The sequence below is a fragment of the uncultured Anaerobiospirillum sp. genome (assembly GCF_902485895.1).
Taxonomy (GTDB): Bacteria; Pseudomonadota; Gammaproteobacteria; order Enterobacterales; family Succinivibrionaceae; genus Anaerobiospirillum; species Anaerobiospirillum succiniciproducens.
This window is the reverse complement of the sequence record NZ_CABTML010000042.1, coordinates 26,175-41,920: the sequence shown is the minus strand read 5'-3', so window position 1 is coordinate 41,920 and position 15,746 is coordinate 26,175. Positions and strand designations below refer to the sequence as shown.

Annotated in this window: 11 protein-coding genes; 4 read left to right on the top strand and 7 right to left on the bottom strand. The window is 44.4% G+C overall.

The genetic code is table 11. From position 1 onward, the window contains the following. From RDO37_RS03570 to RDO37_RS03555, 4 genes are all read right to left on the bottom strand, one after another. Positions 1–206, bottom strand: a 206-nt coding sequence (locus RDO37_RS03570) for a MerR family DNA-binding transcriptional regulator (RefSeq protein ID WP_308498138.1), incomplete at its 3' end; no start/stop codon positions are given. Positions 207–417: 211 nt separating this feature from the next. Continuing rightward, a complete protein-coding gene (locus RDO37_RS03565; protein ID WP_308498137.1) occupies positions 418–1,377 on the bottom strand; it encodes a flagellin in 960 nt (319 codons plus the stop codon). 207 nt (positions 1,378–1,584) lie between these two features. Then, positions 1,585–2,559 carry a flagellin gene (locus tag RDO37_RS03560; RefSeq protein ID WP_308498136.1) on the bottom strand — a complete coding sequence of 325 codons (975 nt, stop codon included), beginning with the start codon at positions 2,557–2,559 and terminating at the stop codon, positions 1,585–1,587. 280 nt (positions 2,560–2,839) lie between these two features. Continuing rightward, a complete protein-coding gene (locus tag RDO37_RS03555; protein ID WP_308498135.1) occupies positions 2,840–3,685 on the bottom strand; it encodes a hypothetical protein in 846 nt (281 codons plus the stop codon). 898 nt (positions 3,686–4,583) lie between these two features. Between RDO37_RS03555 and thrA the strand changes: the two genes are divergently transcribed. The 3 genes from thrA (at position 4,584) to thrC (ending at position 9,752) form a co-directional block, all read left to right on the top strand. Next, positions 4,584–7,049, top strand: a complete 2,466-nt coding sequence (thrA, locus tag RDO37_RS03550; protein ID WP_308498134.1) for a bifunctional aspartate kinase/homoserine dehydrogenase I — start codon at positions 4,584–4,586, stop codon at positions 7,047–7,049. Between the two features lie 177 nt (positions 7,050–7,226). Then, complete coding sequence (gene thrB / locus RDO37_RS03545) at positions 7,227–8,213, top strand: homoserine kinase (RefSeq protein ID WP_273320160.1); 987 nt, start codon at positions 7,227–7,229, stop codon at positions 8,211–8,213. A gap of 243 nt (positions 8,214–8,456) precedes the next feature. Then, positions 8,457–9,752: a threonine synthase gene (thrC, locus tag RDO37_RS03540; protein WP_308498133.1), complete on the top strand. Its 1,296-nt coding sequence runs from the start codon at positions 8,457–8,459 to the stop codon at positions 9,750–9,752. A gap of 185 nt (positions 9,753–9,937) precedes the next feature. Here the strand turns inward: thrC and RDO37_RS03535 are convergent, their stop codons facing one another. Further along, positions 9,938–10,213, bottom strand: a complete 276-nt coding sequence (locus RDO37_RS03535; RefSeq protein WP_308498132.1) for a type II toxin-antitoxin system RelB/DinJ family antitoxin — start codon at positions 10,211–10,213, stop codon at positions 9,938–9,940. Positions 10,214–10,505: 292 nt separating this feature from the next. Here RDO37_RS03535 and RDO37_RS03530 point away from each other — a divergent pair, with 292 nt between their 5' ends. Further along, entirely contained in the window at positions 10,506–10,979 is a 474-nt protein-coding gene (locus RDO37_RS03530) for a low molecular weight protein-tyrosine-phosphatase (protein ID WP_027939255.1), read from the top strand. 260 nt (positions 10,980–11,239) lie between these two features. On the opposite strand, the gene RDO37_RS03525 is transcribed toward RDO37_RS03530, so the two are convergent. Both RDO37_RS03525 and RDO37_RS03520 read right to left on the bottom strand, forming a co-directional pair. Then, positions 11,240–13,210 carry a hypothetical protein gene (locus RDO37_RS03525; protein ID WP_308498131.1) on the bottom strand — a complete coding sequence of 657 codons (1,971 nt, stop codon included), beginning with the start codon at positions 13,208–13,210 and terminating at the stop codon, positions 11,240–11,242. A 406-nt stretch (positions 13,211–13,616) separates the two neighbouring features. Next, positions 13,617–14,255 carry an MBL fold metallo-hydrolase gene (locus RDO37_RS03520; protein ID WP_281709643.1) on the bottom strand — a complete coding sequence of 213 codons (639 nt, stop codon included), beginning with the start codon at positions 14,253–14,255 and terminating at the stop codon, positions 13,617–13,619. Between the last annotated feature and the right edge of the window lie 1,491 nt (positions 14,256–15,746).

Below are 15,746 nucleotides of genomic sequence, written 5' to 3'. Positions count from 1 at the left end.
CCCTTGCTACTGACTCTACAATAGACAACTGTATTTCTATGCTCAGCTTTAACGCCCATCACTGCGCGCAAGTCTGAATCATCAAAATACCTATGTCCAGAAGGCAGGCGTTTACTAGCTATTTTACCTTCAGCCTCCCAACGTCGGATCGTAGCCGGGGTACGGCGTACCAATTTAGCAAATTGTCCAATCTTATATGTGCTCATAATAAATGTATATTAACACATTCATCTATATTTTTCAAAACTGTTAATTGCTCCAAGGGTATCGACGATAACAACTAATCTCGTTCTAAAGCTAGCACGCAAGAGTAAGCATCAAAATGCTTTCATCGTGCAGCATAGTTTATAGAACCTAAAAAAGAAAGGGCAGCGCTTAGCACTGCCCTTTCTTTTTAGAAGCTGCTTAATTAGAGCGTTATTGACCAAGGAGCTGCAGCGCGATAGTAGGACGCTGATTAGCCTGAGTCAGAATAGTCTGAGATGCCTGCTGAATAATCTGATTAGAGGTTAAAGCGGCAGTCTCAGATGCAAAATCTGTATCACGAATACGGCTGCGTGCATCAGACTCATTCTCAGAAATTGAGCTCTGATTGCGAATGGTACTTTCCATTCTGTTCTGTATTGCGCCTAGGGCCGCACGCTTAGAATCAACGAGTTCAATGAACTTATCTACGTAATTTAAAGTCTTTTGAGCGATCTCTGGAGTGTCAACAGCCCACACCAACTGACCGTTACTTTCAACTAATCCAGCTTTAGTAAGCTTGTCATCAATCTTTTGATTGTCGCTCATTGCGTTGAGATTGTGGATGCCAGCTGCAGTGGCAATACCTTTCATGGTAAATGCACCGCATTGTAAAGTAATTTCGTCCTTGGCATTAGCGCCCACTTGGAAGAAATACTCATAGTTATCTGTCTGGCCAATCTTTCTCATGAGGCCATTAGTAACGTTTTTGCCGCCATCAAGAATCTGTGCGCCTGCAAAGGTGCTCTTTTGGGCAATACGAGTGATCTCGTGAGAAAGTGCACTCACTTCCTCTTGCAGCGCCTTACGATCTTTTGCGGTATTGGTACCGTTAGCAGACTGTACAGCTAGGGTACGGATACGCTGCAGCATGTTGGTGGTTTCGTCTAAGGCACCTTCAATGGTCTGAGCTAAGGCAATACCGTCGTTGGAGTTACGATTTCCCTGATTTAAGCCATTTATCTGGGCTGTTAAGCGGTCAGAGATCTGCAGGCCTGCTGCGTCATCCTTGGAGCTGTTGATACGAAGACCTGATGACAATCTCTGATAAGAGGTGTTCAGGGCTAAGGTTGAATTAGCGAGCTTACGTTGAGCATTAATAGAGCTAACGTTAGTGTTTACATATAGTGCCATAGTGAATCTCTCATACGTCAGCCATGGGCTATTCGTCACTCATGGCAAAATATTTCTTATCCAAGCACTTTGCAAATCTCGATCCAACAAACAAAGCATCCTTCAATTTTGCTAGAGTCCATAAGCAACGATTGTTGTTTGAGTTTGGCTAGTAGCAAAAGAAAAGGCAGCCAATGGCTGCCTTATAGATTTGATAATGGATAGGTACTACTGACCAAGGAGCTGCAGCGCGATGGTAGGACGCTGATTAGCTTGGGTCAGGATGGTCTGAGATGCCTGCTGAATAATCTGATTAGAGGTTAAAGCGGCAGTCTCAGAGGCAAAGTCGGTATCACGAATACGGCTGCGTGCATCAGACTCGTTCTCAGAAATTGAGCTCTGATTACGAATGGTACTTTCCATTCTGTTCTGTATTGCGCCTAGGGCCGCACGCTTAGAATCAACGAATTCGATGAACTTATCGATGGAGTACAGGGTACGTTGAGCCATACTTGGCTTGTCTACAACCCAGCGCATTTCGCCTTGGCCATTCTTTGACATGCCAGCTTTAGTTGGGTCATTACCAATATCAACGCCTTCGACATTTTTGGCTTTACTTAATTCCACTTGAGAATAGATGGCTTTCATGGTGAATGCGCCACACTCTAAGGTAATTTCGTCCTTGGAGTTTGCGCCCACCTGGAAGAAGTACTCATACTTTTTAGCGTTACCAGCACCACCAGCTTGGCCGGCTACTTCACGCATCAGGGTATTGGTGCCGCCGCCGTCTAAGATTTGAGCGCCAGCAAAGGTTGATTTGCGGGCGATTCGGCTGATTTCCTCAGAGAGGGAGTTTACTTCCTCTTGAAGAGCCTTACGATCCTTTTCGGTGTTGGTACCGTTGGCTGCCTGAACTGCGAGGGTACGGATACGCTGCAGCATTGCGGTGGTTTCGTCAAGGGCACCTTCAATGGTTTGGCAGAGCGCAATACCGTCATTGGAGTTACGATTTCCCTGATTTAAGCCATTTATTTGGGCAGTTAAGCGGTCAGAGATCTGCAGGCCAGCAGCGTCATCTTTGGAGCTGTTGATACGAAGACCTGATGATAATCTCTGATAAGAGGTGTTCAGGGCTAAGGTTGAATTAGCGAGCTTACGTTGAGCATTAATAGAGCTGACATTCGTGTTGACGTATAGGGCCATAGCGTTTTCTCTTCTAAATAGCCATGAGCTCTAATGACACAATCTCATGGGCTGCTAGAGCCTGGTTGAGCATGAAATGTGCCTATTGATCAAAGCGCATATAATAGCGGTTTATGTGGTTGGTAGTGATTAATTGACACATGAGAAGTGCAGACAAAGACCAAAATTATGCTTTGTTCTGAAAGGTGTTTTGATGGGCAGATTGTTAAGAGGGGCTAAAAATACAAAAGCCAAGCAAATGCTTGGCTTGTAGTGTGGGGCTTTCGCATGTTTAAGCATTTTAGGTCAGCATGGAGTGGTGGAAAGCCATGCCTGGGCGATCGCGACGTGGGCGCTTGATGTAGTCGGTCTCAGCGTCGGTGTCAGAGTAGGTATTGCCGTACTCGTCGTCGGTGTTTTCGTCGTGTTCGTTCTCGCCTAATGGGCCTTTCTTAAAGAAGCGGGAGAGCGCCAGATGCTTTTCTGGATCGAACATTTTGAATAGACGCTCAATAAATACAAGGCTTAAAACCTGATTTTGCTGCATCATGGCAGCCTCATCGGCTACATGCGCTGCGGCATTAGATGGGCCGGCATTAGCAGCTAGAGATGCTTGCTTGCGCTTGTTCATTTCTAGAAGTTGATACAAGCGAGAGAGCATGCCAATTGAAATCATGACAGATGGTTGCAGCGCAGCAGCTTGGGTGGTGCTAATCGTTTTAGACATGTTCATTACTTGCTGCATCAGTACGTTTTGCTGATTGAGAAGCTTAAAGTCCTGCAGATTAGTGCCAGGGGCTAAGTTACCTTGGGCGTTAAACATGGACGGAGCAGAGCCAGGTCCCTTTGCAGAGGCCGCACCTTGCAATGTGTTCTGGCCAGTTGTTTGGCCAGGTGTAGTGCTGCTACCAGAGGATGGCTTGGAGAGATTATCGCCCTGAGTGCCATTGCCATTGCCAGGCACTTGCCCGTCAGCACCAGGAAGCTGAGTTGAGCCATTGGGTGCTGGAGTTGGTTTGGTTACAGCTTGCTGCATTTGCAGAGCCTTATTAAAGGCATTGGAGTTCTCATGAGTAATAGTCTGAGCGCTTTGACCCTGTAGAGACTGAAGCAGCTGTGCAGAATTACCGGGATTGCCGATATGCATGAAAACCTCCTTTAACAGCGAGTTTCAGTGCCTATCTCAAGTGATGCTACGTTGTGCAGCGCATAGTTGATTATTCTTGAGATGTGTTGGCAAAAGATTGCTGTTAGTTAAGTGTAACTTAGCCGATTATAACGCAAGTAATATACCAAACCGCATACAATCGCCATTTGCCTAGCCGATGAGGTATTTAAGCCCTTTTGGCTTTGGATATGGTGTGGTTTAGTCGCTGTTGATGGGCATCGCTTTGCCATCGCTGACGCATCTTGCCAATATTGATGGGGCATGATGTTTTTCGTATTCGTGGGGGTATGCGGCTTTGGCTTTGAGTTTGATTTGGCTATTCTTGCTAATGTCTGATGTGCTCTTTTGATGTAAATGCTGGTGATGCGTAAATTGCACTTGTTTGGTGCGAGTTGTTGGTGCTAATGATGTGCTTTATTGGTTTTGGTGCGGTTTGATGGGATTTTATGAAACGCCTGATCTTGATGCATGAGTGCCCAACTTACGGGCGCTAGGCTGTGCAAGGGGCTTTAGCTTGACAAATTTTGTGCAAAACACTGACAATACCTATACCTTGTGTAGCCCCGAATTGGGGCGCATAGCAAAGCTTAAAAATTAAAAGTAGGTCATCATATAAGCAAGCCGTCATTGCTCTTGAGTGATTTTAAAGAGGGTGCGGCTTTTGTTTTTAATAAAGTCTTACTTTTATTTAGCTAAGAAGGCTCTTGATGCACTAAATGATTGGTATGTAAACAGTGCATTAAGAGGCTAAACAAGGTAATTAAGGTTTGGCGATTTACCTGCAGTTGCAGGTGTCTAAGGAATAAGGCAGGGCGTAGATTACTACTATTTGCTATAAGTAGGTCTATTAGCTCTGATTTGGTATAGGAGAACTCAAATGCGAGTCTTAAAATTTGGTGGAACCTCTGTCGCTAATGCGCAACGCTTTGTCTCTGTTTCAGATATTGCGATTAACACATCCATGCAAATTCAGACTGCGCTGGTGTTATCCGCCCCTGCTGGCGTGACTAACATCTTAGTCTCCATGGTTAAGAGTGCGTTGGCCGGTAGTGATTGTAAAAACGAATTCGACGCCTTAGACCAAATCATTCGCCCTTTAATTACAGACCTTACAGCTCAGTACAAGACCTTTGACGGCGAGGCCGTGCTCTCTTTTTATGATGAGACCGTCTCTGAGTTAAAGCGTCGCGTAAGTGGTATTGCGCTGCTTGGCTCTTGCCCTGATAGCGTTGCAGCTTTCATTCACTGCCGTGGTGAGGCCTTATCCATCCGCATGATGGCAGAGCTCTTACGTGCACGTCAAAAGCAGGTTCAAATTATCGATCCAGTTGATATCTTAGTTTGCGATGGCAAGTACTTAGAGTCATCTGTAGATATCGAAGCTTCTATCGAGCGCTACAAGCGTATTGCTATAAATCCTGATGCAATCGTGCTCATGTCTGGCTTCTGTGGTGCTAATCGACGCGGTGAGTTAGTCTTATTAGGCCGTAACGGATCTGACTACTCCGCTGCTTGCTTAGCAGCAGTTTCTGGCGCTCAGTGCTGTGAAATCTGGACTGACGTAGATGGCGTTTACAGCTGTGATCCTCGCGCTGTACCTGATGCCGTATTATTACGTCGTATGTCCTACAAAGAGGCAATGGAGTTATCTTACTTCGGTGCCAAGGTTCTGCATCCACGTACTATTAGTCCGATTGCTCAGTACCGTATTCCATGTCTCATTAAGAGCACCTTAAATCCTCAAGGTGAGGGTACTTTAATCTCTGAAGAGACCGATCACTCCATGCCAACTAAGGGTATTTCTGACCTAAAGAATATCTCCATGGTCAACGTATCCGGCCCAGGCATGAAAGGTATGGTAGGTATGGCAGGTCGTTTGTTTACCTGTATCTCCCGTGCCAATGTTTCTATCGTGCTCATTACCCAATCATCCTCTGAGTACTCCATTACTTTCTGTGTGCACTCTGAAGACGCTTTTGCAGCACGTACAGCTATTGAAGAAGAGTTTGCTCTCGAGCTTAATGCTCACCTCTTAGATCCAATTGAGATTCAGGACAAGCGAGCCATTATCTCTGTAGTGGGCGAGGGTATGAGAACTTCTAAGGGTGTATCCTCCAAGTTCTTCCGTGCTTTAGCTCAGGCCAATATCAACGTTAATGCCATTGCTCAAGGAAGCTCTGAGCGCTCTATTTCTGCTGTTATCGATAGCTCTAAGGTATCTGAGGCTGTCTTTAGCTGTCACACCGCATTCTTTAGCGGTCGTCAGATCATTGACCTCATTATGGTTGGTGTTGGCGGCGTTGGTGGTGCTCTGTTACACCAAATCCAAAAGCAGCGTGATGAGCTTAAAAAGCGTGCAGGTATTGAGATTCGCGTAGTTTGCGTAGCTAATAGCCATACCTTTGTTAAGGATCCAATGGGCTTAAAGCTTGAGCAGATTCCTGAGTTACTTGAGAATTGCCAAAACCCAGCCTTCTCTATTGAAGAGGCTAAGCGTTTAGTAGATGATTCTCACCTCGTAAACCCAGTATTTGTTGACTGTACCTCATCAGATGAGATTGCTCATTCATACATTGAGCTGATGAAGGCTGGTTACCACGTTGTAACTCCAAACAAGAAAGCCAACACCTCAACCTACGAGTTCTACAAGGGCATTCGTCAGATTGCTGCCGCTTGCCGCAGAAAGTTCTACTACGAGGCAACAGTGGGTGCTGGTCTGCCAGTTATTAACACCCTGCAAAACCTGCTTGCCGCTGGTGACCGCTTAATTGAATTCAACGGCATTATGTCCGGCACTCTTTCTTACATCTTCGGTTTAGTAGATGAGGGCAAGAGCTTATCCGAGGCTACCCGTGATGCTTATGAGCGTGGCTTTAGCGAGCCAAATCCTCGTGATGATCTTGAGGGTACTGATGTAGCTAGAAAGCTGTTAATCTTAGCTCGTGAGTGCGGCTACAAGCTTGAGCTTGAGGATATCGAGGTTGAGTATCCAGTGGATAAGAAGTACCTTGCTGGCAATAATGCTCAAGATGTATTAGAAAACCTCAAGGGTGCTGACGAAGAGTTTGCTAAGCGTGCTAAGGCTGCTCACGATGAGGGTAAGGTACTGCGCTTTGTGGCAACCATTAAAGATGGAGGCAAGTGCAGCTGCGGTATTAAGGCAGTCGGCCCTGAAGACCCATTATTCAAGGTAGTCGGTGGCGAAAACGCTCTGTCCTTCACCTCAGCTTACTATCAGCCAATCCCACTGGTAATTCGTGGTTATGGTGCAGGTACTGAAGTTACTGCAGCAGGTGTGCTTTCAGACATTCTGCGTCTGCAAAACTGGACTCGTGAGGCCTAATTAAAGGCATCATCACATCTAACTCTACGGCTACTGAGATTACAAATGCTAAAGCGCTGCTATCTTTATCTAGCAGTGCTTGTAAGTAGCTCTAGGAGTAGGTTTAGGATCTCAGGTAGGGCGAGGTTAACTCGTCTTAAAACTCCATTTGAGAGGCTTGAAGCTTAGGAATACATCATGGCAAAGATTTATCGTGCATATGCACCAGCATCATCAGCAAATCTGTCCGTAGGTTTTGATCTGCTAGGTATTGCAGTACGCCCAATCTCAGGCGAGAGTTTAGGTGACTTTGTTACCGCACGTGAGCTTGATGATAATGAGCGCGGCAATGCTGGTGATGGCTTATTGCTCAAGACCGAAGGTCGTTTTGTATCCAAGCTACCTGAAGATCCAAGACAGAATATCGTATATGACGCTTATCAGCTCTACACTGACCGCCTCAATGCAAAGGGTCTGAAGATTAAGCGTTTAGAGTTAACCTTAGAAAAGAACTTACCAGTGTGCTCAGGTCTTGGTTCCTCAGCTGCATCAGTTGTAGCTGCAGTAATGGCCTTAGACGCCGCACATGACAATTTCTTTGGTACCAGAGGCAGCTTAGAGCTCATGGGTATCTTAGAGGGTAAGATCTCAGGCTCTATTCACTATGACAATGTAGCGCCATGCTATTGTGGTGGAATGCAGTTTATTACCGGCGAGGGTGACGACGTTTCTGAGAGCGTTCCATACTTCGAGAATTGGTATTGGGTACTGTGCTATCCAGGCCTTAAGGTCTCAACAGCTGAGGCTCGCTCCATCCTTCCTGCCCAATATCTGCGTCAGGATGTAATTACCTTTGGTCGTCGCATCGGTGCTTTCATGCACGCAGCACACATGAGAAATGAGGCTTTAGCCGTAGCCTGCCTCAAGGACGTTATTGCTGAGCCATATCGTGCTTCTCTCATTCCAGGCTTTGCTGAGGCTCGTGTCTTTGGTAGCGCATTAGGCTCATTAGCTACTGGTATCTCAGGCTCTGGCTCAACCATCTTCTCAGTATTTACTGATGAACAAAAGGCCAAACAGATGCAAGAGTATCTGCAGCGCCAATTCATCGCTAATGAAGACGGCTTCTGTCATATTTGCAAGGTTGATCCTGTGGGTGCTTATGTAGAGACCATTGAGCGTTAAGCAACACAAACAAATTTTTCACGACAATGACTAAAGTAAGGGCCTAACAAAGATAACTTTAGTAAAAAACTACATATCTCTATCATGTATGGCCGCTGTGCCACTAGTGCTAAAGTAGCTAGAGCATTGCTACTTTACGGCATTGTTGAGTCAAAATCTAAGTGCCTTATCGTCATTGTCATTAGAATATGAGCTCCGAAGCTCAAGGATTATTAATGAGCGCGTGAGCGCAAGGAAAGATTCGTGGAACTAGTTAATTTAAAAGACAACTCTGAGCGCGTTTCATTTGCTCAGGCAGTAAAGCAGGGTATCGGTAAAGAGCAAGGCTTATTCTTTGTTGAGAAGATTGAGTCTTTTTCTGACAGTGAGATTGATGAGTTACTTTCCTTAGATTTAGTAACCCGTTCTCAAAAGGTATTACGTCACTTAATTGGTAGTGATGAGATTCCTACTTTAGAGAACATCATTGCGGATGCTTTTAATTTCAAGGCCCCATTAGTTAAGGCTGATGACAACACTTACTGCTTAGAGTTATTCCACGGCCCAACCTTAGCATTCAAGGACTTTGGTGCTCGTTTTATGGCCCGTGTCCTCTCATCTATCATTGGTTCAGATAAGTGCACCATCTTAACTGCTACCTCTGGCGATACCGGTGCTGCAGTTGCTGATGCTTTCTATCACCAAGATAAGATCAATGTGGTAGTGCTCTATCCAAAGGGCATGGTCTCTCCTCTGCAAGAAAGCCTCATTGCTACTTTAGGCGATAACATTAAGGCTGTGGAGGTAAACGCTCCTTTTGATAACTGCCAGGACATGGTTAAGACTGCTTTTGATGATCTTCAGTTTAAGCAGTCTGTAGGCCTTAACAGTGCCAACTCAATTAATGTAAGCCGTCTGCTTGCCCAGGTTTGCTACTACTTTGAGGCTGTATCACAGCTGAGCAAGGCCGACCGTGATAAGGTTGTATTCTCTGTTCCTTGCGGTAACTTCGGTAACATCACCGCTGGTTTAATTGCTAAGGCTTTAGGTCTCAAGTGCCGCTTTGTAATTGCTTGCAATGCTAACGATACCGTACCTCGCTACTTAAGCACTGGTAATTGGGAACCACATAAGACCATTGCTACTATCTCTAATGCAATGGATATCAGCCGTCCAAACAATTGGCCACGTGTTGAGGCCTTATGCAAGATTATGGGCTGGTCATTATCTGACTTTGACTTTGGCTCTGTAACTGATGAGACCACTAAGCAAAATATGAAGGCTCTTTACGAGAAGACTGGTTACATCTTAGAGCCTCATGCATCTGTAGCTCACAAGGTCTTATCTGACAACTTAAAGGATGGTGAGATTGGCATCTTCTTAGGCACTGCACATCCAGCTAAGTTCAAAGAAGAGGTTGATGCTACCTTAGGTATCGATCTGCCACTGCCTAAGCCACTTGCTGATCGCATGAACCTTGAGAAGCAAAAGAAGCTCATGGATGCTGACTTTGCTACCTTAAAGTCTTACATGCTCGATGAGCTCAAGCTTGGTGACTAATACCCAAAAAAGCTTGGTGACTAAAACAACCGAAGCTAGAGCCACCAGATCTTTTGCTTGATGGCAAATAAAGACTATGTAATCAGCTAAGAGCCGTGAGGTCTTTTAGCATACGGCCCTAAACTGCAAGCAGTTTGGGGCTTTGTTGTATTTGTTACATTGAGAAGTTCCTGTAATACGAAGCTTTATTTATCAAGCTCATACAAAGCATCGTCTAAAGAATAGCTTTTGAAATTTCCTGTGCGAATCATCTCATCGGACTCTTCAATTGCTTGAATAGTTGCCTGATTAGGAACGTTTAAACTAGGTTGAAAAGGGAGTTGACGTTCACGTAGGCACTGGCGCACAAACATGTTGACTGCAGTCGACATATCCATACCTAAAGATGCATATAGCTCATCAGCTTGCGCTTTAACTTTAGGGTCCATTCGAAAGGTTACATTAACACTCGAGCTGGTCATTTTTTAGCCTCACTTTTTTTTGATTGTACATGAACTATCATACATCGTAAGTTCATTAGACTACGTTTCTTGGTAACCTTTTTTAGACAGTTTTATAAAACATAATAAGTATAATTGCTTTGAGTGGACTTTATAATAAGTAGCTACTGATACACATAATGAGTTAAGGGCTAATTTGAGCGGCTCATGCTACAATAGGCCACTTAATGGCTAAAAGACGGCAGATGATGCTAAGTCATTTGATCTTTTAGGCTGTTCTATCGTCAATGCTGATTCTTGTTAAGGGCGCACCATGATTAAGGTTCTGTTTGTTTGTCACGGAAACATTTGTCGTTCACCAATGGCAGAGTTCTTATTTAAAAAGATGGTTGCTGACAAGGGTCGCGCTAAGGACTTTGAGATCGCCTCTGCTGCCACCTCTCGTGAGGAGATTGGCAATGGCGTATATCCACCTGCATTCAAGCTCTTACAGAAGTTAGGTATTGATGCTAGTGGCAAGACTGCTCGTCAGGTGGTCAAAAAAGATCTTGATTACTATGATTTTGTCATCGTAATGGACAATAACAATCTGCGTAATATGGATCTTATGTTCCAAGGCTATGGTGAAGAGAAGATCCACAAGTGCCTCGACTTTTCTAGCCGCATGGGCTGCGACATTGCAGATCCTTGGTACACCGGTGACTTTGAGGCCACATACAATGACCTCATGGAAGGTTTAAGCGCCTTTTACGATACCTTAGTCGAAAACGGCATGGTCAAAGCCTAATTAAGGCCAGAGACCACATAATCCCCTCAAACAATGCTGCAGCGCCACTGTGCCCATTACAGCTCATAAGCGCTAAGTACTACTCTAATTAAAGCTCATAACCGCTGAGCACGACTCTATACACGCGAATGTATGCCTTCATTTGCGCATAGATGTGAGCAACAAGCTTACATATAGCATCCATGCTAATTATGCCTAGAAGCATGGCACATACAATGTTGCCATGCCATAGATTCTTTCTTTGAAGCTGCACTATGGCATCAAAGTTCCAAAGGATCTTGAGATTTAAAGTTGAGACTGTTGTTGCCTAGCTTGTGGTTAAGAATGTTAAGCAAGTTAGCAACTAGCTCAGTTTTTCCATGTTCCTGAGCGTATTCAATACACCATTTCACCATCTGAGCAGTGCCATTGCGTTTTGACTTAAGGAGCGCAAGCAAGGCCTCTTCAAACTTAGTTAAGTCTTCAATTTCGAGATTAAGGCTCATTTCCTTTCGGCAAAGACAATTAATATGATATTCAACAAAATCATGTTTTACCCAGTGAGCAACGGTGACATTATCAAAGATCTTTTTGGCAAGATCTGGTTTGCCATATACATCGCTAAAGCCAACATACTTATTTAGAGTTAGCTCATGACCTCGAGACTGCATAAGTTTGCTTAACTTAATAGTGCGCTCAGCGCCTTTACATATGTCGGACTTAAACATCGAGCCAATATCATATCTTAAGCCTATATCCTTAGCCCGATAGAAGAAATAATCCAAGTCCACAGCATCAAAGAGTCTGTCTGCAAGATCATCTAGCTCAAACATAAAAGCATAGAACCAAAGTCTGCCAGATGTTTCTTTGTAAAACGTATTATGGTTTACCAATGCCTCAAGGCATTTGAATAACTCTCTTTTAGGCAAAGGCTGTAGGTTACGTAGTTCACCATTTTCAACAACGTAGTAATAGTTCGAGAGAGTCTGGAAGCAGTTATGAAAAATAGGCCAGTATGATCTACATCTGTAGAACCTCTTAGCGATACACTCATCATGGCCATGACTTGTAGTTGTGAACTTCTCATGTTCTAAAAGATATGTGAGCTTTTCTACTCCACCATAGCGACAGGCAACGCATATCGCATCAACGCCACCATTACACCGCAACCAAAACTTATCGTCATTTTCATCAAAGTAATGGCCATAGAGGTCAAAATCAAAGGACAGTGCTCTTTTGACATCATCTAAGGTGCCATACAAAACAGCATCTATAAGCTGTATGCAGGCATGAGTATCGCTCTTTGGTTCATCTATTAAGACAGTTTTGTCATTCCAAAGCTTATGGTAGTAGCTTATGGCACGAGATAAACCCGAGTACTCTGAATTTATGTAAGCTTGAGACTCAACAACTTTCAATAGTATCTTGGCTCGTTCTGCTTGGTCATGGTTATACCATTCAGGCTTGTATATATAGCCAAGCGCTGCTTGACATTGGATTAGGCTATCACGCGAAACTAACTCCATATCGGGAGCGACAATCACAAATGTGATAAAGCGCATGCGATAGGCGTATGCACGCTCTACATCGCAACTCTTGGCATGTGGCGCGTGAATAATGAGAAGATTTTTATAGTCAGAGTGATTTGCGCCGAGATTATGTGCTTTAGATATAAGCTCTCGAGTTAAAAACTCTTCATCAAGCTCAACTACAATAGGCGGTCCAGGCAAATCTCTTAGTTCTCGATCGCGCTGTAAGTACTCCTTATATGAACAATCCAAACGAGCAGGGAGCTCTTTGGCTTTAGGTATGTCAAGAATAAAGTTCGGTACTTTGCTTTTGTCAAAGAGCCATGTACATGAAAAGTACAAAAGCCCATCTACACTATGATAGATCACATTGGCATCAGCAACCTCATAGCTTTCAAGATATGGAAGCTCAAGACATAGAGGCGTAAACAGTATTTGCCAATCTGGTACAGTGACATATACATCGCTATCGTACTTTTCTATATAGAGATCATCGGCATCTTTAGGTTGATGAGCTACATATGCATCTTCACAACCATCTACGTACTTATGACCAAGCAAGGTGCTAGGCAGTTTAAGCTTAGTGATCTTTAGCTTAGGATCAAAAACGCCATCTCGTGCTACAAAAATCACGCCCTCAGGTATAGCAACACATCCGCCCTGGCCATGATAGGCAATCAGTTCACCGTCGGCGGTGATCTCAAAGTCTTTGCTTGAGTTCATAGACTCACTCCATATAGTTATTAAGCATATCCTATCAAGTGATGAATAGCTAAGACTTAGAGCGTAGATAGGTTAAGCGACGGGATCAAAGCTGCAGCTAAAGTGCAGCTTGGCGCTGCGGCGAGGGGGCAGCAATGCACTACGCAATGGATGCTGCAGCTAGGGTTACGCAGCTTGGCACTGCACATCGGAACTGCAGTGGGAATGCAGTATGGTGCTACACCATAAATGTTGAAGTGAGAGTGACGCAGCTTGGCGCTGCAGCGATAGAGGCGCACTAAAAGGCTTTGGGTTATCCTTTGATGCGCCTTGAAGAGGCGTCGGGTATGACGTATTTTGAAGGTGCCTGCTTGGTGATCGGGCGCTTTTGAAATTGCCAGATCGGCGGGATGGCACTTTAGATGGCTTAGTGAGTGTAAGGGTTGTTTGCCTTTTCTTCACCAATGGTGGTCTCGCCCATGTGACCGCAGCAAACTTCGGTATTGTCAGGCAGAGTGTAGAGCTTGGTCTTAATGGACTCGATCAGATCAGCGTAGTTACCTCCTTCAAAGTCGGTTCTGCCGATGGAGCCTGGGAAGAGGGTATCGCCTACGATAACAAAGCACTCTTCTTGGCAGTAGAAGCATACGCCACCAGGGGTGTGACCAGGGGTATGCAGTACTTTAAATGAGGCATCAGGGAAGAGGTTTAAGACCTGGCCATCCTCAAGATACTCATCAGGGGTAAACTCACCTGAATAGTGAACACCAAAGTAACCTGACTGATGCTTAAGGTTTGCAATTAACTCTTGCTCATTGCGATGTGGGCCATAGACCTTAACGCCAGGAAATTCTTGCAGCAGAGCCGCTACGCCACCAACGTGATCAATATGTCCGTGGGTAAGTAAGATACCAATAAGCTTGGCACCAGCGCTTTCAATAGCACCGACGATATAAGGCACATCACCACCTGGATCTACCACGATGGCATCTCTAGTCTCTTGATGCACGAGCAAACGGCAGTCCTGTCTAAAAGGTGTAACTGGAATAGTATAGAAATCTAGCATTTGCCTATCCTTAAAGTCTAAAGTTCACCTAGCAGCATAGCTGCCTAAGCTAATCACGGCGCTAATCATAGTCTCAAGCACGTAAGCATTATCCCTGTGCACGTCTGTATTAGCCTCAAGTACGTAAGTATTAGCATTGAGTACATACTCAATTGTAGGACGGTCACATAGTAACCGCTGTGCTAATTACATACTTAAGCATGGGCTGATTAGGCGCAAGCGCAACTAAAGCTATATCAACTTTCGCTATTGTACAGATTGACTAGCTTTCATACCAATATGCACTAAGCAATGCGCAAAATTGTCTCCTTACGGAGCATGGATTGGAGTGTTGCTTAAAGTATGTATCAGCAATAGACAGGATGCTGCGCATTTCTTTGTATGCAGTACTTAGCCATTTCTTTTGTCATGCATGTTCATGATAATGTTTATCAAATTTTAATGAGTAAGATGAGCAAATGAGTGGTCGGTGTTGGCGGTCTTTGTTATTAGCTCTTTACAGTGCGTGTTATGAGCCCTCAAAAGCTTGCGGATTTTTTAAGAATAGTTTGTGTAGATAAATGGCTTATATAAGAGTGTGATCTAGGTAATAGTATTAAAACAGACTAATATAGTTGTATTGTGATCATTATATAGTTCTGATATGATAATTAACAAGGCTGAAAAACTGCTTATTTAAGCTGTGCTTTCAGTAAATGGTGTTAGTTTTACTTTTAGGACGTGTAAGAAGTTCCGCGTCTTTAAGCAAAACTTTGTCAACGCAGCTCCCCGGATTTCTCAGTGTCCTCTTTCCTGACACTCACTTTCTTTTGAAAATCCGGTATCTATAGACATATGTCATAGCGGCATATCGGCACAATGATCTTCACCGATACTTTCTTACGCCGCTGCGGGCCGTGTCTGCGCCTCTGTGCACTGTGTCAGACAATCATAGTGATTGTCAGGTCGGCTTAGGCTTCATGCCGCACCCGTATAAAAGGCACTTTGTACAGCTTTTGAAAAAAGTCTGAACTCAACCTTAGCTGGCAAGCTCAACTACTAGATCCCACGATCTCGTACACGGCTATGCCTGTTTAAGTACGAGCAAAGCGCTCCTACCTCATAAAAATCAAGCATTAACAAGCGATGAGCTATCTTACGTACTCACGAGGCTACTCGTGCGCCTATAGAAAGATGTGCGCAGGCAAAGCAGAGCGCAAGGCATTGTTACAGTAGCTGTCTAGAGAAACGTTGGTCGTGATTATTTTCCCTACATTTATGCCACTGTGCGTAGATGTGCTATGCGTGCAAGTGAGTTTGGGTACTGATGGCGCATAGCATTCGTTGAGGCTTAACAGTAAGCACAATTGAGCTCTAAGTTTGTGTAGGCGATGACTTTAGTATCCAGTGATGAAACTCATCATGCTGTTCATGTCTTGCTGTTTTCTTGCGACTACGGCTGATCTAGGTATTTATTTCCCTGAGTATGTGTAGCCGCATGCACACAGCTTG

Coding starts and splice junctions, on each gene's coding strand:
- RDO37_RS03565 (WP_308498137.1), bottom strand. CDS start 1,377: ATGGCACTATATGTAAACACTAACGTTAGCTCTATTAATGCTCAACGT.
- RDO37_RS03560 (WP_308498136.1), bottom strand. CDS start 2,559: ATGGCCCTATACGTCAACACGAATGTCAGCTCTATTAATGCTCAACGT.
- RDO37_RS03555 (WP_308498135.1), bottom strand. CDS start 3,685: ATGCATATCGGCAATCCCGGTAATTCTGCACAGCTGCTTCAGTCTCTA.
- thrA (WP_308498134.1), top strand. CDS start 4,584: ATGCGAGTCTTAAAATTTGGTGGAACCTCTGTCGCTAATGCGCAACGC.
- thrB (WP_273320160.1), top strand. CDS start 7,227: ATGGCAAAGATTTATCGTGCATATGCACCAGCATCATCAGCAAATCTG.
- RDO37_RS03535 (WP_308498132.1), bottom strand. CDS start 10,213: ATGACCAGCTCGAGTGTTAATGTAACCTTTCGAATGGACCCTAAAGTT.
- RDO37_RS03530 (WP_027939255.1), top strand. CDS start 10,506: ATGATTAAGGTTCTGTTTGTTTGTCACGGAAACATTTGTCGTTCACCA.
- RDO37_RS03525 (WP_308498131.1), bottom strand. CDS start 13,210: ATGAACTCAAGCAAAGACTTTGAGATCACCGCCGACGGTGAACTGATT.
- RDO37_RS03520 (WP_281709643.1), bottom strand. CDS start 14,255: ATGCTAGATTTCTATACTATTCCAGTTACACCTTTTAGACAGGACTGC.